At 70.1% G+C, this 20,529-nt stretch carries 15 protein-coding genes; 5 read left to right on the top strand and 10 right to left on the bottom strand.

All coding sequences use genetic code 11. The features are described from left to right. The first annotated feature begins 10 nt into the window (after window positions 1–10). The 3 genes from ABIN76_RS15575 to sufU all read left to right on the top strand — a co-directional run bounded on the left by ABIN76_RS15575 (window position 11) and on the right by sufU (window position 5,175). A complete protein-coding gene (locus tag ABIN76_RS15575; RefSeq protein WP_346960585.1) occupies window positions 11–2,653 on the top strand; it encodes a LuxR C-terminal-related transcriptional regulator in 2,643 nt (880 codons plus the stop codon). Window positions 2,654–3,381: 728 nt separating this feature from the next. Beyond that, the gene (locus ABIN76_RS15570; protein ID WP_346960584.1) at window positions 3,382–4,689 is read left to right on the top strand and encodes a SufS family cysteine desulfurase; all 1,308 of its coding nucleotides are present in this window, start codon (window positions 3,382–3,384) and stop codon (window positions 4,687–4,689) included. Window positions 4,690–4,701: 12 nt separating this feature from the next. Further along, window positions 4,702–5,175, top strand: a complete 474-nt coding sequence (gene sufU, locus ABIN76_RS15565) for a Fe-S cluster assembly sulfur transfer protein SufU (protein WP_346960583.1) — start codon at window positions 4,702–4,704, stop codon at window positions 5,173–5,175. Between the two features lie 22 nt (window positions 5,176–5,197). Here sufU and ABIN76_RS15560 read toward each other — a convergent pair whose 3' ends face one another. From ABIN76_RS15560 to ABIN76_RS15545, 4 genes are all read right to left on the bottom strand, one after another. After that, window positions 5,198–5,608, bottom strand: a complete 411-nt coding sequence (locus tag ABIN76_RS15560) for a VanZ family protein (RefSeq protein WP_346960582.1) — start codon at window positions 5,606–5,608, stop codon at window positions 5,198–5,200. Between the two features lie 168 nt (window positions 5,609–5,776). Then, window positions 5,777–5,998: an SCO4848 family membrane protein gene (locus tag ABIN76_RS15555; protein ID WP_346960581.1), complete on the bottom strand. Its 222-nt coding sequence runs from the start codon at window positions 5,996–5,998 to the stop codon at window positions 5,777–5,779. Between the two features lie 3 nt (window positions 5,999–6,001). Continuing rightward, the gene (locus ABIN76_RS15550) at window positions 6,002–6,499 is read right to left on the bottom strand and encodes a DUF2505 domain-containing protein (protein WP_346960580.1); all 498 of its coding nucleotides are present in this window, start codon (window positions 6,497–6,499) and stop codon (window positions 6,002–6,004) included. A 48-nt stretch (window positions 6,500–6,547) separates the two neighbouring features. Continuing rightward, on the bottom strand, window positions 6,548–8,059 hold the full coding sequence (locus ABIN76_RS15545) for an SDR family oxidoreductase (protein ID WP_346960579.1): 1,512 nt from the start codon (window positions 8,057–8,059) through the stop codon (window positions 6,548–6,550). 220 nt (window positions 8,060–8,279) lie between these two features. Between ABIN76_RS15545 and mfd the strand changes: the two genes are divergently transcribed. Beyond that, window positions 8,280–11,915, top strand: coding sequence for a transcription-repair coupling factor (gene mfd, locus ABIN76_RS15540; RefSeq protein WP_346960578.1), 3,636 nt, complete (start codon window positions 8,280–8,282; stop codon window positions 11,913–11,915). A 6-nt stretch (window positions 11,916–11,921) separates the two neighbouring features. Continuing rightward, window positions 11,922–12,749, top strand: a complete 828-nt coding sequence (locus ABIN76_RS15535; RefSeq protein ID WP_346960577.1) for a metal-dependent hydrolase — start codon at window positions 11,922–11,924, stop codon at window positions 12,747–12,749. A 510-nt stretch (window positions 12,750–13,259) separates the two neighbouring features. Here ABIN76_RS15535 and ABIN76_RS15530 read toward each other — a convergent pair. The 6 genes from ABIN76_RS15530 to nirB all read right to left on the bottom strand — a co-directional run bounded on the left by ABIN76_RS15530 (window position 13,260) and on the right by nirB (window position 20,321). Then, a complete protein-coding gene (locus ABIN76_RS15530) occupies window positions 13,260–13,490 on the bottom strand; it encodes a hypothetical protein (protein WP_346960576.1) in 231 nt (76 codons plus the stop codon). A gap of 62 nt (window positions 13,491–13,552) precedes the next feature. Further along, the gene (gene deoC / locus ABIN76_RS15525) at window positions 13,553–14,281 is read right to left on the bottom strand and encodes a deoxyribose-phosphate aldolase (RefSeq protein ID WP_346960575.1); all 729 of its coding nucleotides are present in this window, start codon (window positions 14,279–14,281) and stop codon (window positions 13,553–13,555) included. A 114-nt stretch (window positions 14,282–14,395) separates the two neighbouring features. Next, window positions 14,396–15,271, bottom strand: coding sequence for an FAD-dependent oxidoreductase (locus ABIN76_RS15520; protein ID WP_346960574.1), 876 nt, complete (start codon window positions 15,269–15,271; stop codon window positions 14,396–14,398). 148 nt (window positions 15,272–15,419) lie between these two features. Next, on the bottom strand, window positions 15,420–16,508 hold the full coding sequence (locus tag ABIN76_RS15515; protein WP_346960593.1) for a uroporphyrinogen-III synthase: 1,089 nt from the start codon (window positions 16,506–16,508) through the stop codon (window positions 15,420–15,422). A gap of 65 nt (window positions 16,509–16,573) precedes the next feature. Next, window positions 16,574–17,608 (bottom strand): uroporphyrinogen-III C-methyltransferase, encoded by a 1,035-nt coding sequence (gene cobA / locus ABIN76_RS15510; protein ID WP_346960573.1) that lies wholly within the window; start codon window positions 17,606–17,608, stop codon window positions 16,574–16,576. A gap of 1 nt (window position 17,609) precedes the next feature. Then, window positions 17,610–20,321, bottom strand: coding sequence for a nitrite reductase large subunit NirB (gene nirB, locus ABIN76_RS15505; RefSeq protein ID WP_346960572.1), 2,712 nt, complete (start codon window positions 20,319–20,321; stop codon window positions 17,610–17,612). Window positions 20,322–20,529: the final 208 nt, after the last annotated feature.

Below are 20,529 nucleotides of genomic sequence, written 5' to 3'. Positions count from 1 at the left end.
GGAGCCCTCCGTGGAAAGCCTGACTGATGCTGCCGCACTGATCGGCAGATCAGGCGTCGTCAAGGATGTGGTCCACTGCCTGCGTGACGAAGGCAGGGCCGGCGCACTGATCATCGGGGGTGCGGGGTCGGGAAAAACCGTTGTCGTCAAGGCCGTGCTGGCGGAACTTCGGCCGCCGGGAACCGTGATCCGGCTCGCTGCGACTCCGGCGCTCGCGTCAGTCCGGTTCGGGGCGCTGACGCCGTACCTGGCTGGCCTTCCGGACCACGACCTTGATTCCTACGCGGCCGTGCTGGGGGCGGTGACCGCCAGCCTCAGGTCCGAGCCTGCCCTGGCCTTGTTCGTGATCGACGATGCCCAAAACCTGGACCGGGGGAGCATCCAGCTGGTCGCCCAGGCGGTGGCTACCGGCGCGGCGCGCCTGCTCGCCGCCTCGCGGCCCGGCCCGCTGGTCCCTGAGGAGTTCCTTGCGCTGTGGGGCGACGGCCTCATCTCCAAATTCGACCTCGCCCCCCTGAGCCGGGCCGAGGTGCATCAGCTCTGCGAGCAGGTGCTGCGGTCTGACGTTTCTCCCTGGGTGAGCGAATTATTCGCCAAGCTGACGGCGGGCAACCCGTTTATGCTGATGTCCCTGATCGAGCACGCCCGGACCACCGGTGCGATTGGACAGCGCCGCGGAACCTGGTTCCTGCTGGTGCCACCGGAGCTCGGCAACGTTCCGGCCGCAGACCTGGTGGACCACCAGGTGCGCGCCATGTCACCGGAGGAAAAAACCGCCGCCGCCGTCGTTGCGCTGGCCGGCCCGCTGTCGCTGGGCCAGATCCTCAGGTTCAGCAGCCCCCGTGCTGTCGACGCCCTTGAAATGGCCGGGATCATCACCGTCTCCAGGGACCTGGACCGCATCGTGAGGCCCGCCAGCCCGCTGATTGGCGAGATCATCCGGCGCAGGGTCCCGGCGGGGCGCAGCGCGAGCCTCAGGTCGAGCCTGCTGGCCCTTCCCAGGGTGGGTACGGTGCTCCCGGACGCCTTCCTGAACCAGTTGCGCTGGTCGCTGGATTCGGGTGCGGAGCCGGCAGCCCCGGAGCTGCTGGAGGCAGCCACCCAGGCCAACGTACAACTGGACACCGCGACCGCGCTCCGCGCCGCGGATGCCGTGGTCGAGGGACCCTACCTGGCGGAGGCGAGAATCCAGCTGGCCTACGCCCACTACATACTGGGTCATCGCGACGAGGCGGCCGCCCACCTGGCGGCCGCGCAGCCGATACAGTACGGCCGCGGGTCCTACCTTGCCGCCCTCCTGGCCGCCAGGCTCGGACCCGTGGCCGCAGGCGTTGAGGTGCCGCGCGGGCCGGGTGCCGGCGAACCAGCCCCCGGCGGCGCCGACCGGCAGGCCAGGGCGGCACCCACCGTGGGCCCTGCCTCGGGCCTCCTGCTCGATGATTGGGAGGGCAGGCTGGCCGGGCTGGAGGAGGGGCTCCAGGAGCTCGTTGCCGCCGCCGAAAGCGAGCCGGACATCCGAATCCCGGCGGTGTCCCGCCTTGCCGCGATCTGGAACGCCCAGGGAAGGGTGCTGGCGGGTCTCGGTCTCAGCCGGGAGGCCTGGCGCGGGGTGCGTGAGGACGGGCTGGCGCTTCCGCTCGTCTACGAGGACGTGCTGGCCCGGTACTGCCTGAGCCTGATCCGGGCCGGAGAATGGGAAGAACTCGCCTCGGTGCTGGACGACTATTCCTCGAAGCTGCCTTCGCGGCTGCTGTACAGCGGGGGACTGCTGCACGTGATGCGCGGATACTCCCGGCTGCGGCAGGGACGGGTCCCGGAAAGCCTGGCCGAGCTGCTGCTCGGCGTCGAAGAACTTCTGATCGCCGACCCCTGGCAACTGACCGCCTTCGCCCGCGCGATCACGGCCTACGCGGCCTCCGCCGTCGGCCATTCAGGTGACGCGATGGAGCAGGCGCAAGCCTTCCGCAGGGCCGCTTACCGGGCCCCGGAAACGCTCCGGCTCCTCGCGGAGGCCTACTGCACCGCCGCCGAACAGGCCTCCGGCCGGGACACCGGCGACGCGCGGCGTGAGCTGGCCCGGCTCGCGGACGAGGCGCAGCGCCAGGGACTGCGAGCCATTGAAACCGACATCCGCCGGATCGCCCTCCGCGGCGGGGACACTGCGGCTGCCGCGGGACTGGCGGCCGGTGCCGGCAGCGTGGACGTACCTGAGGGGCGCCTGCTGGGTGCCTACGCGCTCGCCGTGACCGCCGCGGATGCGAGCGGACTCATGGCGATCAGCGACCAGGCCGCGAGCGCCGGACACTTGCTTTTAGCGCTCGAGGCCGCCCAGCAGGCCGAACGCCTGCTGGAAAACGATCCGGAAAAGTGGAAGCTCACAGCGGTGCAGCGCAAGGTGCACCACCGGATGGTCGCGGCCGGCATGTCCGGCCATTTGAACATTGTCCACGGCGAGCGTCATGCCGCTCTCACCGCCCGGGAGTCCGAGATCGTCAAACTGGTGGCGGGCGGTGACACGAACGCGGAAATCGCGGCCAAGCTCACCGTTTCGCAGCGGACCGTCGAAGGGCACCTGTACCGGATTTTTGGAAAGCTCGGCATCAGCCGGCGCGGCGAGCTCGTGGAGATCCAGAAGGATCTGCAGCCGCCGTAATGCCTGGACCTGCGTATCCCGAGCAGTACTCGGACGCCGCGCGAGTATGCCCAAGTAGTGCAGCCCCCCGGTGGCGGAAGAAGTCGGGTAAACCCTACTCGTGTGCAGACCGGGCCCCCACGATTGACTTGAGTCAGTCCCGGGAACGAATCAGCAAGATCCAGACCCAAGATCAAAACCCAAGAATCAAACCCAGGATCACAACCCAGAACTAAAAACAGACCCGGGGAGGAGCCCGACTGCGGGCAGCCGCAGCAGCCAGGAGTAAACATGGCCGCGGCGACACCTCCCACCCCGACTTCCTTCATTGGAAACCGTGCGGTGCCTTCACCGGCAGCCGTACCCCAAAGACGGAGCCGGCGGCGTCAGAGCCTTCTGAGACCGAGGCTCTCCCCCCAGCCGCCGCCGGCTCCCTTTACCGGTCTGCACCACTGCAAGATGGGGAACTGCCGGAGCCCGGTGAGAACACCGGGCCAGCGCCGAGTAAGAGGCAGTAAGAGGTAATAAGCGGCAGTCGTTGGAAGCGACGCCCCGCCCGGGCCAGACGGCCCGCCGGCGGGGCGTTTCGGCGTCCCGGAACCTGGTCCCGCGATCATGCGCCGGCAGCCCGCCACCCGGTGCCGTCGGAACGTGGGACAATTAGGTCTAATCTGTGTGACGTAATAGGAGCCGGCTCCGGCCGGCCCCGCGCTACGCCTCAGCGACGACCGACCCAGGAGTATCAGCCCATGGTTGCCACACCAGCCCATCTCCTCCGCTCAGCCACGGCGCTGGGCAATGATGAGGTCATGCGGATCCGCAACGACTTCCCCATCCTGCACCGGTCCGTCAACGGGCACCCGCTGGTCTACCTGGACTCCGGGGCGACCTCGCAGAACCCGCTCAGCGTCCTGGAAGCCGAGCAGGAGTTTTACGAGCAGCGAAACTCCGCCGTGCACCGCGGCGCGCACTACCTCGCGGTGGAAGCCACCGAAGCCTTCGAGGACGCGCGCGAAACCGTGGCAGCCTTCATCGGGGCGGAGGCGGATGAACTGATCTGGACGTCCAACGCCACCGAGGGCCTGAACCTACTCAGCTACTCCTTCCTGAACGCCTCCCTGCCCGGCGCCCCGGCCGAGGCCGCCCGCTTCGCGCTCGCCGCCGGCGACGAAATCGTGGTCACCGAGATGGAGCACCACGCCAACCTGATTCCCTGGCAGCAACTGGCGGAACGGACCGGCGCCACACTGAAGTTCATCCCGGTCGACGACGACGGCGCCCTGGACCTCGACGCTGCCGCCGGCCTGATCGGCCCCCGCACCCGTGTGTTGGCCTTCACCCACGCCTCCAACGTCCTGGGGACCATCAACCCGGTGGCCGCGCTGGTTGCCCTTGCCCGGGCCGCCGGCGCCCTCGTGGTGCTTGATGCCTGCCAGTCCGCGCCGCACCTGGCCCTCGATGTCAAGGCGCTGGATGTGGACTTCGCCGTTTTCTCCGGGCACAAGATGCTTGGCCCCACCGGGATCGGCGGCCTCTACGGACGCTCGGAACTGCTCAACGCCATGCCGCCCTTCCTGACCGGCGGTTCCATGATCACCACCGTCACCATGGAGCGCGCCGCGTTCCTGCCCAGCCCGCAGCGCTTCGAGGCCGGCACCCAGAAGATCTCGCAGGCCGTGGCCCTTGCCGCTGCCGCGAACTACCTGAGTGAGACGGGCCTTGACCGGATCCACGCCTGGGAAGCACAACTGGGCCAGCGCCTCGTGGAAGGCCTTGCCGGCATCCCCGGGATCCGCGTGCTGGGTCCGGCCGCCGGCCAGGAGCGGATCGGCCTGGCCGCCTTCGACGTCGCCGGAGTGCACGCGCACGACGTCGGGCAGTTCCTGGACAGCCGCGGCATCGCGGTGCGCGTGGGGCACCACTGCGCCCAGCCGCTGCACCGCCGCCTCGGCATCACAGCCAGCACCCGGGCCAGCACCTACCTTTACAACACCACGGACGACGTCGACGCGTTCCTCGACGCCGTCGCCGGTGTCCGCGGATACTTTCAAGCCTGAGGACGGCACTGCATGAGTCTTGACCAGTTGTACCAGCAAATCATCCTGGAGCACTCCAAAGCCCGGCATGGCAGCGGCCTCGCGGGCGCCGGCGTGCCCGAGGGCGCCAGCAGCGGCCAGTCGCACCAGCTCAACCCGGTCTGCGGCGACGAAATCACCCTGCGGGTCTCCGTGTCCGGCGGCAAGGTCAGCGAGCTGCGCTGGGACGGGGACGGCTGTTCGATTTCGATGGCGTCGGCCTCCGTGCTGACGGAGCTCGCCGAAGGCCTGGACCCGGAGGAGCTGCACCGCGTGATCGACAGCTTCCGCGAGGTGCTGCGCTCGCGCGGCAAGGTGCCGGCCGACCCGGAGATCCTGGGTGACGCGGCTGCCTTTGAAGGCGTGTCCCGGTACGCCGCCCGGGTGAAGTGCGCCATGCTCTCCTGGGTTGCCGCCGAAGACGCCCTCGGCCAGGCGCTCGCTGGGCAGCAGGGCAACCAGGCCTAGCCCCGGCCGGGAAACGGGAACCTCAGGACCGCCGTCGTCCCAGCAGCGCCGCGAGCAGGGTCCCCAGCAGCGCGCCCAGGGTGTTCGCCAGCACGTCGGCGGCAGTGGGGTAGCGGGCCGGTAGGAAAAGGAACTGCGCGGCTTCGATGGCGCAGGAGGTCAGCAGCCCGGCGGCCGTCCCCAGCCACCAGAAGCCCCGGCCCGCGAGCCAGGTCACCAGGACGCCCAGCGGGATGAAGAGCAGCACATTGGCGGCGGACTCCAGGAAGCCGTAGTCGACCCAGCCCGGGACGCCGCTGTGGTGCAGCCAGCGGAGCGTTGAGCGCAACAGCCCCGCCACGGGCCGGTCCACTGGCTGGGGCCAGAGCGCCACCGCAGCGAGCAGCCCAAGGTAAGCCAGGAGTGCCCAGAGGGCCACACGGTGGGGCCGCACTGGCATCTTCCCTTCGGCAGCGGACCGGCAATGGCCTGATTCTAGCCTCCGGTGCCGCCGCCGCGGCCGGGTTAACCCAACTGACTCGCAGTTGTGGTCGTTTTGAGGAGTCAAAACGACCACAACTGCGAGCCGGTCGGAGGGTGCGGGGAAGGACATTCCCCCGGCCTAGGCGAGTAGGCCCGCGATCCCGATCGCCGCCGTCGCCGCGCCGAGCAGCATCGAGATGCTGACCAGCACGACGTGCACGGTGAGGAAGCGGGTGGCCTTGCCGCCGGCGTCGCGCGCCCGCGGGTCCTTCATGACCCGGCGCAGGAACTGCGGCCACACGGCCAGCGACCAGGCGCCGGCCACAACCAGGACGACGGCAAGGGCCGCGGGAAGTTCCATCGGCTAGTGGCTCTCGAGCCAGGCCTGGGCCTGGGTGGACTGGATGTTGAGGGCCTTGCCAACCATCGGCTCGGCCGCATCGGCAATCTTGCCGCCCAGCAGCGGCACGGACGAGGTGACCGTGCCTTCCAGCTCGATCCGGGTGCTGCCGCCGTCGGCGACGAGGCGCTGCACGGCGTTGACGTCCAGCGGGGCGCCGGCGACCTTCAGCGAGATGTTGCTCTGCCGCGAACCGTCGGCCTCCGGGGCGCCCCAGCTTTCCAGCTGCGTCACCTTCAGGCTCTCGCCCACGAACTTGCGGGCCAGGTCGGGCATCCGGGTGGTGGGGATGGTGCGGACCGTCGTGGTGTTGAAGGCGCCGGCCGGGTCGCCGTCCACGGCAAACGATTCAAGGGTGCCGCCGACGAGTTCGCTGGTGTGGCGCAGGAAGTCCTCGTTGACGAAGACTGCCGTGACGCTCTCGACGCTGTGCGGCAGGGTGGTGGATGCACTCAGGGCCATTGGGGGTCCTCCATGGGGTCTGGCTGGTCGTTTCGGGCTCCCAACATCCTACGCGGTGGGCCCCGCCGGTTCCGACTCGGCGGCCTCCAGCCGCTGCGCCGCGGCGGTGATATTCCGCGACATGGCAGGGAAGATCAGGCTGTGGAACGGCAGCACGGCGAGCCAGTACAGCTTGCCGCTGAGTCCCTTGGGGAAGAAAATGGCCCGCTGCCGGTAGCGGCTGCCCGTCCCCTCCGGCTCCACCGAGAGTTCCAGCCAGGCCCGGCCCGGGGCGCGCATCTCCGCGCGCAGCCGGAGCAGCCGGCCCCGCTCGATCCGCTCGACCCGCCACCAGTCGACCACCTCGCCGTCGGCCAGCAGGTGCGGGTGCCGCCGGCCGCGCGCCAGCCCCGCCCCGCCGGTGAGCTTATCCAGCCAGCCGCGCACGCTCCAGGCCAGTGGTAGCGAGTACCAGCCGTTGCGGCCGCCGATGCCCTCGATGATGGTCCAGACGTGTTTCGGGCTGACCGCACTGGAGTAGCTGCGCTCGTCGACGTAGACGCGGTGCCCGGCCCAGTCCGGGTCGCTGGGCAGCGGATCGGCGTCGGCTCCGGCGTTGGCCCATGTCGTCTCCACCTGCCCGTCCCGTTCTTTGCCCAGGGCCAGGGCGACGGCGCGCCGGTAGGGGGTCAGTCCGCCGTCGGGCAGCGGAATGTAGGAGTCGATGTCACGCTCGCGGGAGACGGCGTCGTGCTGCAGCGACTCCACCAGCGGCAGCGACATGGATAGCGGGATCGGGGTGGTCAGTGCGACCCACATCCCCGCGAGCTTCGGCGCGGGGATGGGCAGGGCCAGCACCACGCGGTGCGGCAGCCCGGCCTCGGCCGCGTATTCCTGCATCATCCCGGCGTAGCTGAGCACCTGCCGGGAGCCGATGTCAAAGGTGCGGTTGATCCGGCCCTCCAGCGACGCCGCGCCGACGAGGTAGTGCAGCACGTCCCGCACCGCGATGGCCTCGATCTTGTTCCGCACCCAGCTGGGGGCGGGCATCACCGGCAGCGTCTCGGACAGGTGCCGGATCATCTCGAAGGACGCCGACCCGGAGCCGATCACGACCCCGGCCTGGAACACCACCGCGTCCACGGCCCCGTCGAGGAAGACCTTGCCGACGGCCTCGCGGGAGCGCATGTGGGTGGAGAGTTCGGCGCCGGAGGGGTGCAGGCCGCCGAGGTAGACGATCCGGTCTACGCCGGCCGCCGCGGCCGCCTGCGCAGCGGTCTCGGCCATCGCCTTCTCCTTGGCCTCGAACCCGGCGCCGCCCGCCATCGAGTGGACCAGGTAATAGAACACGTCCACGCCGTCCAGCGCCTCCCGCAGCTTCGCTCCGTCGTCGAGGCTGCTCTGGACCACCTCGACGTCCTCCAGCCACGGCACCCCGGCGATCTTCGCCGGAGTGCGGACCAGGACCTTCACCCGGTGCCCGGCCTCCAGCAGCCGGGGGACCAGCCTGCCGCCGATGTAACCGGTGGCGCCTGTCACCAGCACGGTCTTCGGGTGCGCAGCCTTGGGGGTGCCGTTCATGGGTGGCTCCTTCTCGTCGGGGACATCAGCCAGCGGATATAAGCCATTCGGAGTGCGGGTCCCGCCGGACTGCAGCCGGTGCGGCCTGCGCCCCTCTGCCAGCTTAGCCCCGGGTCCCGGCCCGCCGCCGCGGCGCGGTAGGCTGGAAGGACCCGGGATTCTTGCGAATTTCGGGTATTCGTGTTGCCTGCATGCCCGTGATCACGTCAGGAGTTCCGCCATGAGCCTCAACGGCCCCTCTCTCACCGGTCTGCGGCGTGTCCTCGCCGAGGACAAGACCTTCGCCCGGGTGCAGGCCGAAGCGTCCCGGCCGGTCACGGCCCGCAGCGAGGACTACCAGATCAGCGCCCCGGCCGGGCTGCGCGCTGCGCTGCTGGCGGAAATGGCTGACGGGCTCGCGTCGGGATCCGCGCCCGACGGCGGCGCCGCGCCCGTGGTGCTCGCCGTCACCGCCACCGGCCGCGAGGCCGAAGACCTCGCCGCCGCGCTGGGCGCCTTCCTGCCCGCGGACACGGTCGCGGAGTTCCCCAGCTGGGAGACCCTGCCGCACGAGCGGCTCTCGCCGCGCTCGGACACCGTCGGCCGCCGGCTCTCGGTGCTGCGCCGGCTCGCGCACCCGGAGACCGGCGGCGCCCTGCGCGTTGTGGTCGCCCCGGTCCGGGCCGTGGTCCAGCCGATCGTGGCGGGCCTGGGCGAGCTGGTCCCGGTGACCTTGAAAGTCGGCCAGGACGTCCCGTTCGGCGACGTCGTGAAGAACCTCGCCGACGCCGCCTACGCCCGGGTGGACATGGTCACCCGGCGCGGCGAATTCGCTGTCCGCGGCGGCATGCTGGATGTCTTCCCGCCCACCGAGGACCACCCGATCCGGGTGGAGTTCTTCGGCGACGAGGTCGAGCAAATGCGCTGGTTCGCCGTCGCCGACCAGCGCTCGCTGACCGCGCCGGGCGTGCACCACCCCACCGAACTGCACGCCCCGCCGTGCCGCGAAATCCTGATCACGCCCTCGGTGATGTCCCGGGCCGCGACGTTGAAGTCCCAGTTGCCGGCCGCGGCGGACATGCTGGAGAAAATCGCCGGCGGCATCGCCGTCGAAGGCATGGAATCCCTGGCCCCGGTGCTGGTGGACTCCATGGTGCCGTTCCTGGACCAGTTCCCGGAGGGCTCCATCTCGGTGGTGATCGAACCGGAAAAGGTCCGCACCCGCGCCCACGACCTCGCCGCCACTAATGAGGAATTCCTTGAGGCGGCGTGGTCCACGGCGTCCGACGGCGGGACCGCCCCGCTGGATTTGAGCTCCGCGGCGTCCGCGGCCCTGCATTCGGCGAGCTTCCGCTCCCTCGGCGAGACCCGCAGCACGGCGCTGGCGCACGGCGTGTCCTGGTGGTCCATCAGCTCGCTCGCCAGCGACGAGGAGCTGCTGCCGGAGATCGATGTGCTGAACCTGCACGCCCGCGAACCGCGCGGCTATCAGGGGGACGTGGCGGAGATGATGGACTTCATCGGCTCGCACGTGCGGGAGCAGTGGCGGATTGTCGTCGCCACCGAGGGTCCCGGCCCGGCGCAGCGCCTCGCTGAACTCTTCCACGACAACGACATCCCGTGCGCCCGGGTCGAAACCCTCGACGCGGACCCGCAGCCGGGCCTGATCGAGGTGACCACCGCCGCCGTCGGCCGCGGCTTTGTGCTGGACGGGCTGAAGGTGGCGCTGCTGACCGAGGCCGACCTGCTGGGCCGCACCTCCGCCGGCTCCACCAAGGACATGCGGAAGATGCCGTCCAAGCGGCGGAACGCGGTGGACCCGCTGCAGCTGCTGGCCGGCGACTTCGTGGTGCACGAACAGCACGGCATCGGCCGGTTCGTGGAGCTGATCCAGCGTAAAGTCGCGGGCGGCGGAGACGGGGTGCGCGAATACCTGGTGCTCGAATACGCGCCCTCCAAGCGCGGCGCCCCGGGTGACCGGCTCTTCGTCCCCACCGACCAACTGGACCAGGTCACCCGCTACGTCGGCGGCGACACTCCGGTGCTGAGCAAGATGGGCGGCTCGGACTGGGCCAGCACCAAGTCCAAGGCGCGCAAGGCCGTCAAGGAAATCGCCGGCGAACTGATCCGGCTGTACTCGGCCCGGATGGCCTCCCGCGGGCACGCCTTCGGCCCGGACACCCCGTGGCAGCGCGAGCTTGAGGAAGCCTTCCCCTACGTGGAGACCCCGGACCAGCTGACCACCATTAACGAGGTCAAGGCGGACATGGAACGGGAGATCCCGATGGACCGCCTGGTCTCCGGCGACGTTGGCTACGGCAAGACCGAAATCGCGGTCCGGGCCGCGTTCAAGGCGGTCCAGGACGGCAAGCAGGTGGCCGTGCTGGTGCCCACCACGCTGCTGGCGCAGCAGCACTACGAGACGTTCACCGAACGCTTCTCCGGCTTCCCGCTGCGGGTCAAGCCGCTGTCCCGCTTCCAGGGCGCCAAGGAGGCCAAGGAGACCGCCGAAGGTGTGAAGAACGGCTCGGTGGACGTCGTCATCGGCACGCACCGGCTGCTGTCCAAGGACTTCGCGTTCAAGGATCTCGGCCTTGTAATCGTGGACGAGGAGCAGCGCTTCGGCGTCGAACACAAGGAAGCGCTGAAGAAGATGCGCACCAACGTGGACGTCCTGGCCATGAGCGCCACCCCCATCCCGCGCACCCTGGAGATGTCCCTTACCGGCATCCGGGAGACCTCCACCCTGGCCACCCCGCCGGAGGAGCGGCACCCGGTGCTGACCTACGTGGGCCCGTACACGGACAAGCAGACCTCGGCCGCGATCCGCCGCGAACTGATGCGCGAGGGGCAGGTCTTCTTCGTGCACAACCGGGTCTCCACCATCGAGCGCACCGCCGCGAAGATCCGCGAACTGGTCCCCGAGGCCCGCGTCGAGGTGGCGCACGGCAAGATGTCCGAAAGCCGGCTGGAACAGATCATCGTGGACTTCTGGGAGAAGCGCTTCGACGTGCTGGTCTGCACCACCATCATCGAGACCGGGCTGGACATCTCCAACGCCAACACCCTGATCGTGGACGGCGCGGACAAGTACGGGCTCTCCCAGCTGCACCAGCTGCGCGGGCGCGTGGGCCGCGGCCGGGAACGGGCGTACGCCTACTTCCTCTACCCCTCGGAAAAGCCGCTGGGCGAGGTGGCGCTGGAACGGCTCAAGGCGGTTGCGACGCACAACGAACTCGGCGCCGGCATGCAGCTGGCCATGAAGGACCTCGAAATCCGTGGCGCCGGCAACCTGCTGGGCGGCGAACAGTCCGGCCACATCCAGGGCGTCGGCTTCGACCTTTACATCCGGCTGGTGGGCGAGGCCGTGGCCGACTACCGCGGCGAGGCCGAGGAGAAGGCTGCGGAAATGAAGATCGAGCTGCCGGTGAACGCGCACCTGCCGCACGACTACGTGCCCGGTGAGCGGTTGCGCCTGGAGGCGTACCGGAAGCTGGCCGCCGCGCTCAGCAACGAGGCAATCGACGAGGTCGAGGCCGAACTCGTGGACCGCTACGGCGAGCTGCCGCTGCCGGCGCAGAACCTGGTCGCGGTGGCCCGCTTCCGGGTCGGCGCGCGTGAGGCCGGCCTGACCGACGTCGCCCTGCAGGGCAACTTCATCAAGTTCTCGCCCGCCCAACTGCCCGAGTCCAAGCTGATGCGGCTGGCCCGGATGTACCCCGGTTCGCAGGCGAAGCCGGCCCTGGACGCGGTGCTGATCCCCAAGCCGAAGACGGCCCGGATCGGCGGCCGCGACCTGCAGGACGCCGAGATCCTGGCCTGGGCCAACGGCGTGATCGAGGCGATCTTCTCCGACGTCCCGCTCTCGGTCGGCTAGGCCGTGATGGGAGGACACCACGCCGCGTCCGGGGCCGCGGCGTGGGTGGCTATTGCCTCGACCGGGCCGTACGCGCTGGGCTGGTATCCGCTGGACGCCACCGGCATCGTGATCGGCGGGATGGCGACGGCGGGGACGGCCCTGGTCTGCGACTGGGACCACCGCTCCAGCACGGTGGCGCACGCCCTCCCGCCGCTGTCCAACCTCATCGCCGTGGGCATCGAAAACGCGTCCGGCGGCCACCGGCAGGGCACCCACTCGGTGCTGGGCGCCGCGTTCTTTGTACTGCTCGCGGCACTGGCCGGGCAGCTCCAGCTGCAGACCGACTGGGGCCTGCTGTCCGTGGGCGCCGGCCTGCTGTGCATGTTCATGATCAACATCGCCGCGAAGGCGCTCAAACTATTTCCCAAATACGGCTGGATCAGCAACTGGGTCTTCGCCCTCACCATGGCCGGGCTGGTGACCTGGTTCGCCCCGGACCAGTGGACCTGGCTGCCGGTGTCCATGCTGACCGGCGTCCTAGTGCACATCGTGGGCGACATGATCACCACCGGGGGAGTGCCGCTGCTCTGGCCGCTCGTGGTGAAACCGCCGAAGTTCCTGCGCAAGCTGCCGCTGGTCAAGGACGTCTGGAAAGCCAACGGGGCGTTTTCCATCCCGCTGCTGGGCCGGGCCGGTTCGCGGCGGGAATGGTTTGTCCTGATCCCGGTCAGCGGCTACGCCATGGTCGGCATGTTCTCCGCCGCCCTCACCGTTGCCAAGGGCCACTTCCCGGCGGTGCTCGCGCAGGGGACCGCGCTGGTCAACCGCCTGCTGGCCGCCGTCGGAGCCTAGGGCCGACGCCGGGCCGCCGCGTCGGCCGTCCGGGGCGGCTATGGCTCCTGTTTCCGCTTTCAGGTCTCCGCCGGGCGGCGTGTCCGTGTCAAAGTGCCCCCGGAACGCACCTCCCCGCGACGGGTCCGCGGTGGGATGGGGCTGATCAGCCGTTTGGCGGGCGGCTAGGGTGACGCGTCAATGGCCTGCCCGACGTCGGGACGCCCCCGCGTTGGCCGTCCGGGGCGGCTATGGCTCCTGTTTCCGCTTTCAGGTCTCCGCCGGGCGGCGTGTCCCTGTCAAAGTGCCCCCGGTATGGACCTCCCGGCGACGAGATCGGCGGTGCGCTGGGGCTGGTCAACCGCCTGCTGGCCGACGCCGGGCCGCCCTGGGTTTTCCGCTACGGTTCCGGACGGACGCACCCCGGGCCCGGGGTGCCTTGGTCCGGAACCGCCGCGCTTTTCCGGAACCGCAGCTTAAACAACTGTTGCCCCGGACAGCCGGGGCAACAGGACATCAACGCGAAGGGGTCTAGCTCTCGCCCGCGGAGTCCGAGCGGCCGGTGATGGTCTGCGGGATCCAGAACGCGAGGGCGAACAGGATCAGGCAGGCGGCCATCGGCCACGGGTTGCCCAGGCTGAGGAAGGACAGCGAGTACAGGGCGCCGAAGAACAGGGCCATCATGATGACAAACAGCACGATGCTGGATGCGAGGCTGTTCTCGCCCTGCGGAGTCTTGGTGGTGTTGTTGCTGCTGGACATTCGTTCCTCCTCGGCCCCGCGGGGCTTAAAAACTGTGGCGGCTGCGGCGGTGTTCGGTACGGTCAGTACGCGGATGAACCCTGTTCACCCTTGACGATCGCGATGCCGGAGCTGGCGCCAATACGTGTTGCACCTGCAGCAATCATAGCCTGAGCGTCGGCCAGGGAGCGCACGCCGCCCGAGGCCTTGACGCCGAGTCCCGCACCCACCGTGCGCCGCATCAGGGCGACGTCCTCCGCCGTGGCTCCGCCGCCGTTGAAGCCGGTGGAGGTCTTAACGAAGTCGGCCCCGGCCTCGACGGAGGCCTCGCAGGCGAGCACCTTCTGGGCGTCGTCCAGCAGTGCGGTCTCGATGATGACCTTCAGGATGGCGCCGCCGGAGTGGACAGCCTCGGCGACGGCGCGGATGTCATCAACCAGCGCGCCCTTGTCATTGGCGCGGGCCGCGGCGATGTTGATCACCATGTCGATCTCGTCGGCGCCGTCGAGCACCGCACCGCGGGCCTCGAAGGCCTTGACGTCGCTCGGGGTCGCGCCCAGCGGGAAGCCGATCACGGAGCAGGTCAGCACCCCGGAGCCCTTGAGCGCGGTCTTGACGGTCTTGACCCAGATGGGGTTCACGCAGACGGACTTGAAGTGGTACTCGGCCGCCTCGGCGCAGACCTTCAGGACCTCGGCCTCACTGGCTTCCGGCTTGAGCAGGGTGTGGTCGATGTACGAGGCAATGTTGCCCGCGGCGCCCTGGTGGTCGGTGCCGGCCGCGCCGGCAGCCGTGGTGGCTTCGTTGCTCATGGTGGTCCCTTTCCTGCCGGCCCCGGGTGGTGCCCGGCCCGGCCTGCTGACACGGCGTGTGTCGTGGCTTCTCAGTGCACCATCTTGCCATAACGGGACCGGCCGGAGCAGGCGCTATGCCGCCTGCGCGAGGGGCCCGGACAGGGAGGCCTGGAGCAGCCCGGTGGCGCAGACTCCCGCGGCGGAACCGGCGGCCACCAGCAGCCCCAGCCGGACGCCGTCGTACGCCGCCGCGTCGCCGATCGCCCAGATCCCCGGCACCGAGGTGCGGTAGTCCTTGCCCACCACGATCCCGCCCTGCGCCGCGGTGGCCAGGCCGGCGGTGCGGGCGAGGCTGTCGCGGGAAATGCGCTCTTCGGCGAGGACCACCAGGTCCCCGCTCATGCTCGAACCGTCGTCGAAGACGATTCCGGCGGCGGGCAGCGCGGAGCCGGCGAGGGTGGGGACGACGGCGGACGGGCGCAGCGTGGTGCGGACCGGCCGGACGCCGCGGGCGCGGAGCACGGCCTCGGCCTGGCCCGCGGCGGTGCCGGTGCCCACCAGGATGCCCAGCGGCCGGCGGCCCAGGACCCGGGTGACGTCCTTGACGGCGTCGCCCAGGCGGGTGGCGTCATCGATCGTGGAGTAGCTCAGGCAGCGGCCCTCGCCCTCGATCGGCGCCAGGGCCGGCGCCGAACCGGTGGCGATCACCAGCTGGTCGTAGCTGAACTCCATCCCGTCAGCCGTCGTGACCCGCTGCTCCGCGGCGTCGATGAAGCTGGCCGGCTGCCCGAAGCGGACTGACACCTGGGGCAGGGCGGCCAGGTCCAGCAGCTCGTCCGGGGCGTCATCGCGGTTGCTGAGCACCGTGATGCCGCCGGCGAACGGGGTGCGGGTGAGCTGGCGGACCAGCGCCTGCGCCGCCGGGCCGGCGCCGGCGATGACAATCCGCGGCCGGGTCTGGGACGTGGCGGACTCGGTGGGGATGGCGGACGCTTCCGTGACGGACATGTGCTGGCCCTTTCGCTGGTGGGCCGGATGTGGCCCGTGTTCTTGATGTTCCCCAGCGTAGGGGGCCGATTTTTCGCGGAGGTTACCGCCCTGTTGCAGTATTTTCGCGGTTCGTTCGCCAACCGTTACCAGCCGGTAATGCCGTGGGTCACACCCGGATCCGGTAGCCGCGCTTGACCACCGTCTCCACCAGGCTGCCGTCCGGCAGCGCGGACCGCAGCCGGCTGACCGTCATGTCCAGGGCGTGCACGGATCCGCGCAGTTCCAGCAGCTCGGAGAGCGCCTCGCGGGAGAGCACGGCCCCGCCGGCGCCCAGCAGCGCCCGCAGCAGCAACAGCGGGGCCGGGGCCAGCTCCACCGCTTCGCCGTCAATCCGCAAGGACCGGCCGCGCAGCTCCACCGCGCCCGAGGCGGTGTCCAGCCGCCGCACATGGTTCAGGGCCAGGTGCTCCACAACCAGCCGGATCAGGGCGCCCATCCGGAACCGTTCCGGGATGAGCGGCTGCACCCCGGCGTCGATCAGCGGCTGGGCGGTGATGGGGCCGACGACGGCGGTGGCCACCGTGGTCTTCAGGCTCTCCACCAGCTGTTTGTAGAGGCCCATCTCATGCGCGGTGCTCCACAGCGCGTCCACGGCCGGCGCACTCGTGAAGGTCAGCACATCCAGGTTGCCGCTGCACGCCGCCTCGATCAGCTTAGGCAGCCGGTCAGCGCCGTCGGGCTTGACCCAGCGGTACGGGGTGACGGTCATGACGTTGGCGCCGGACATCCGCAGCCGCTCCAGCTGGCGGACATCGGTGTAGCCGTGCAGCTGCACCGCGACGGTCTTTCCGCGCACGCCCTCGGCCAGCAGCATGTTCACCAGGGTGGCGGTGGTTTCGTCGCTGCTGATTCCGACGTCGGCCAGCCCGGCCGCGCGGACCGCGCCGCGGGCCTTGGGGCCGCGGACGAACATCCGGGTGGCGCCGAGGGTCTCCAGCAGTTGCTCGCCGATGCCGAAGGTGTCCGCCGCCTCGCACCAGCGCCGCATCCCGTAGGCGGTGGTGGCGATGCAGAGCTCGGGCCGGGCGTCGATGATGGCACGGGTGTCCTCGATCAGCCGCAGGTCTTCCTGGACCGGGGCGATTTTCAGCGCCGGGGCGTGCAGCACCTCGGCGCCGCGCCGCTCCAGGGCCTCGATCAGGTCCTGGGAACGCCGGTGCGAGGTGACTCCGATCCGGAAGCCCTCCAGCGGCAGCTCCGCCTTCTCCGGAGCCTCGTCCCCGGCGGTGCCGGCGAGGGCTTCGAGCGCGCTCACGGCGCTCACGCTCCCATCAGGGACGCAGCGAGGCGGTCCAGCTCGGCTTCGGCTTCCGCGCAGCCCCGGTTGGCCTCGGCCACCCGGACCACCTCGCCGATCACCAGCACGGCGGGGTTGCTGCAGCCCGCGGCCGCCGTGGTGATGCTGCCCAGCTCGGCGATGGTGGTGCGCTGGCCCGGGCGGTAGCCGCGTTCGACGACGGCCATCGGCATGTCCGCCCGCATCCCGGCGCGGCGCAGTCCGGCGGCCAGGTGGTGCAAGGTCCCGATGCCCATCAGCACGACGATGGTGCCGCCGAGACCGGCCAGGTGGGTGTGTTCCTTCTCGGTCAGCGGGGCGTGGCCGGAGACCACGGTGAACAGGTGGCTGACCTCGCGGTGCGTGACCGGGATCCCGGCCGCGGCGGGCACCGAGATGGCGCTCGTGACCCCGGAAATCACCCGCACGGGCACGCCGGCCTTCACGCAGGCGGCCACTTCCTCGCCGCCGCGGCCGAAGACGTACGGGTCGCCGCCCTTGAGCCGGACCACATTCCTTCCGGCCAGCGCGGCCTCGACCATGAGGTCTTCAATGCCGGCCTGGCTGACCGGGTGGTGGCCGGGGCGCTTGCCCACGTCCACCAGCTCCGCCGTCGTCAGCCCGGGCAGCTCCTGGTACGGGGCCAGCCGGTCGTAAAAGACGACGTCGGCGTCCCGCAGGGCCGTGATCGCCGCAAAGGTCAACAGTTCGGCGGTTCCCGGGCCGCCGCCCACCAATGTGACGTGCCCGGCGGGGCCGGCGGCCGGCTCGGCGGCGACCGGGATGCCGGTCGCGCGGCAGCGCTCCATCAGGCCCGCCCAGCCCGGCTGGCCGTCGTCGACGGCGGCGACCAGGAAGGGCCGCTCCGGCAGCGGGCCGTCGTGCGCTCCGCCGTCGGGGCTGCTGAGCCGGGACACCACGGCGCCGGCGGCCCGGTAGCGGCGGACGGCCTGGCGCGCGGCGGTGTCCGAGCCGGTGACAAGGACTTCGCGGCCGGTGAGATCGATGCTGAGCTGCATGTTAGGCCTGGCTTTCGGTAGGAGCAGAAGTGGCGGCGGGGGTACCGGTGGCGGCGTCGCTGGGGCGGACCGGGATGCTGGCGGCGACCAGCACCGGCTGCCGGCCGGCCTGAGCCTTCTCCTCGGCGGTGGCGGGGCGCATCTGGCCGCGCTCCGGGACGAAGGAGATCGAGTTGTCCTTTTGGTCCGGGGCGTTGACGAAGGAGCGGAAGCGGCGCAGCCGTTCGGGATCCTTGAGCGTCTCGGCCCACTCGTCCTGGTAGGTGTCCACGTGCTTGCCCATGGCCGCCTCAAGGTCCTCGGCGATGCCGAGCGAGTCGTGCACCACCACGTCCTCGACGTGCTTCAGGCCGCCCTCGAGGTCCTCCTGCCAGCGCGCGGTGCGCTGCAGCCGGTCCGCGGTGCGGATGTAGTACATCAGGTAGCGGTCGATGTACCTCAGCAGGGTCTCCTCGTCCAGGTCCTGGGCGAGGAGCTGGGCGTGGGCCGGCTGGAAGCCGCCGTTGCCGCCGACGTAGAGGTTCCAGCCCTTGTCCGTGGCGATCACGCCGACGTCCTTGCCGCGGGCCTCCGCGCATTCGCGGGCGCAGCCGGAGACGCCCATCTTCAGTTTGTGCGGGCTGCGCAGTCCGCGGTAGCGCAGTTCCAGCGTGATCGCGAGGGCGACGGCGTCCTGCACGCCGAAGCGGCACCAGGTCGACCCGACGCAGGACTTCACGGTCCGCAGCGATTTGCCGTAGGCCTGGCCGGACTCGAAGCCGGCGTCTACCAGTTCCTTCCAGATGTCCGGGAGCTGTTCCAGCCGGGCGCCGAACATGTCGATCCGCTGGCCCCCGGTGATCTTGGTGTACAGGCCGTACTTTTCGGCGACGGCGGCGATCACGCCGAGCTTCTTCGGGGTGATCTCACCGCCCGCGATCCGCGGAACCACGGAGTAGCTGCCGTCCTTTTGCATATTGGCGAGGGCGCGGTCGTTGGTGTCCTGCAAGGTGCCGCGGCCGGCGTCGAGCACGTAGGCGCTGTGCTGGCTGGCGAGGATGTTGGCGATGGTGGGCTTGCAGATGTCGCAGCCGGTGCCGGTGCCGTAGCGGGCCAGGATGTCCTCGAAGGAGGCCAGTTCCAGGACCCTGATCGCGTCGAAGAGTTCCTGCCGGGAGAGTTCGAAGTGCTCGCAGAGGGCCTTGGAGACGGCGATGCCGGACTTGGCCAGTTCGCCTTCCAGCAGCTTCTTCAGCATCGGGACGCAGGAGCCGCACTGGGTGCCGGCGCGGGTGCAGCCCTTGAGCCCGCCGAGTTCCTGGACCGGGGCGTTGCCCTCGCAGGCGCCGCAGCCGTTGACCGCGTCGCGGATGGCGCCGGCGGCCACGTTGTTGCAGGAGCACAGGATCGCGTCGTCCGGCAGCTCGGTGTCCGGGGCGTCGCCGCTGCCGGCCGCGGTGAGGTAGGCGCCGGGTTCGGCGGCCAGTTCGCGGCCCAGCATGGGGCGCAGCGAGGTGTACGGGGTGGCGTCGCCGACGAAGATGCCGCCCAGCAGGGTCTTGGCGTCGTCGGTGGTGACGATCTTCTGGTAAACGCCGCGGGCCGGATCGGCGTAGACAATTTCGAGCGCGTGCTCGGTCTTGGCGAAAGCGTCGCCGAAGCTGGCCACGTCGACGCCGGAGAGCTTGAGCTTGGTGGCGGTGTCGAAACGCGGGAAGGTCGCGGCCCCGCCGTGCAGCCGGTCCGCGACGATCTCCGCCATCGTGTTGGCCGGGGCCACCAGGCCCAGGCACATGCCGCCGAAGTTGGCGACCTCGCCGATCGCCCAGACGCCCGGGACCTGCGTTTGGCAACCGTCGGAAATGACGACGCCGCCGCGCGGGCCGAGCTCGAACTGCTGCACACCGCCCGCTTCGGTGCGGAACAGCTCGTCGCGGGGGCGCACGCCGATCGCGACGATCACGATGTCGGCGTCGACTATCCGGCCGTCGGCCATCAGCACGCCGGTGACCTGCCCGTCGTCGTCGGAGAGGACCTCGGAGGGGAACACCCCGCCGTGGACGGTGAAGCCCTTGGCCTCAATCAGCCGGCCGAGGGCCTGGCCGGCGCCCTCGTCCAGCTGGGTGTTCATCAGCCAGGGGGAGCCGTTGATGACGATCGGGGTGGCGCCGAGCTGTTCGGTGCCGGCCGCGGATTCCAGGCCCAGCAGGCCGCCGCCGATCGTGACGGCGTTGACCTTGCGGCCCAGCTTGGCGGTGAGCTCGGCGATGGTCCGGTTGATGGACCAGACGTCTTCGAGGGTGCGGTAGACGTGAGTGAGTTCGGCGCCGGGGATCGGCAGGCGGGCCGCGTCCGAGCCGGTGGCGACCACCAGCTCGTCGTACGGGTAGACGCTGCCGGCAGCGGTTTCCACCGTTTTCGCGGCGGTGTCGATGCCGGTGACGCGCTCGCCGGTCCTGAGCGTGAGCGCGTCGTGGTCCCACATCGACGCGCTGCCGAGGGTGAGGTCCACGTCCGCGTCGGTGAGCGCCTTGCTCAGCGCGACCCGGTCGTAGGGCAGGTGGGCTTCCTCGGTCAGGACGGTGACCTGCCAGCCGTCCAGGCCGCGGGCATGCATGGCATCGGCGAAGCGGTGCGCGGCGGGTCCGCCGCCGGCGACGACGACGCGGCGCGGGGTCTGCCCGGATGCAGTCTCAGGAGAAGCGTTTTCGGGGCTGGCGGTCTGTCCGGTCACGGGTGGCCTTTCGTTGGGCCGCAGGCGGTGCTCTGCAACGGTTCGACCCAGCTGTTTCGATCGACCCGTGCTCTCAGCAGCATCGATCAGCTGGTCCGTTCAGCCTAGGGATTGGCAGTTTCGCTTCAGTTTCCCTTTTGTTTCGTGATCTTAACTTCTGCATCACGGGCGCATTTCGGGCCGCGTGAGGTCTCTTTTACCGGCCGGA

The sequence above is a fragment of the uncultured Arthrobacter sp. genome, from assembly GCF_964021775.1.
Taxonomy (GTDB): Bacteria; Actinomycetota; Actinomycetes; order Actinomycetales; family Micrococcaceae; genus Arthrobacter.
The sequence above is the reverse complement of the archived record's forward strand: the minus strand, read 5'-3'. Positions and strand labels throughout refer to the sequence as shown.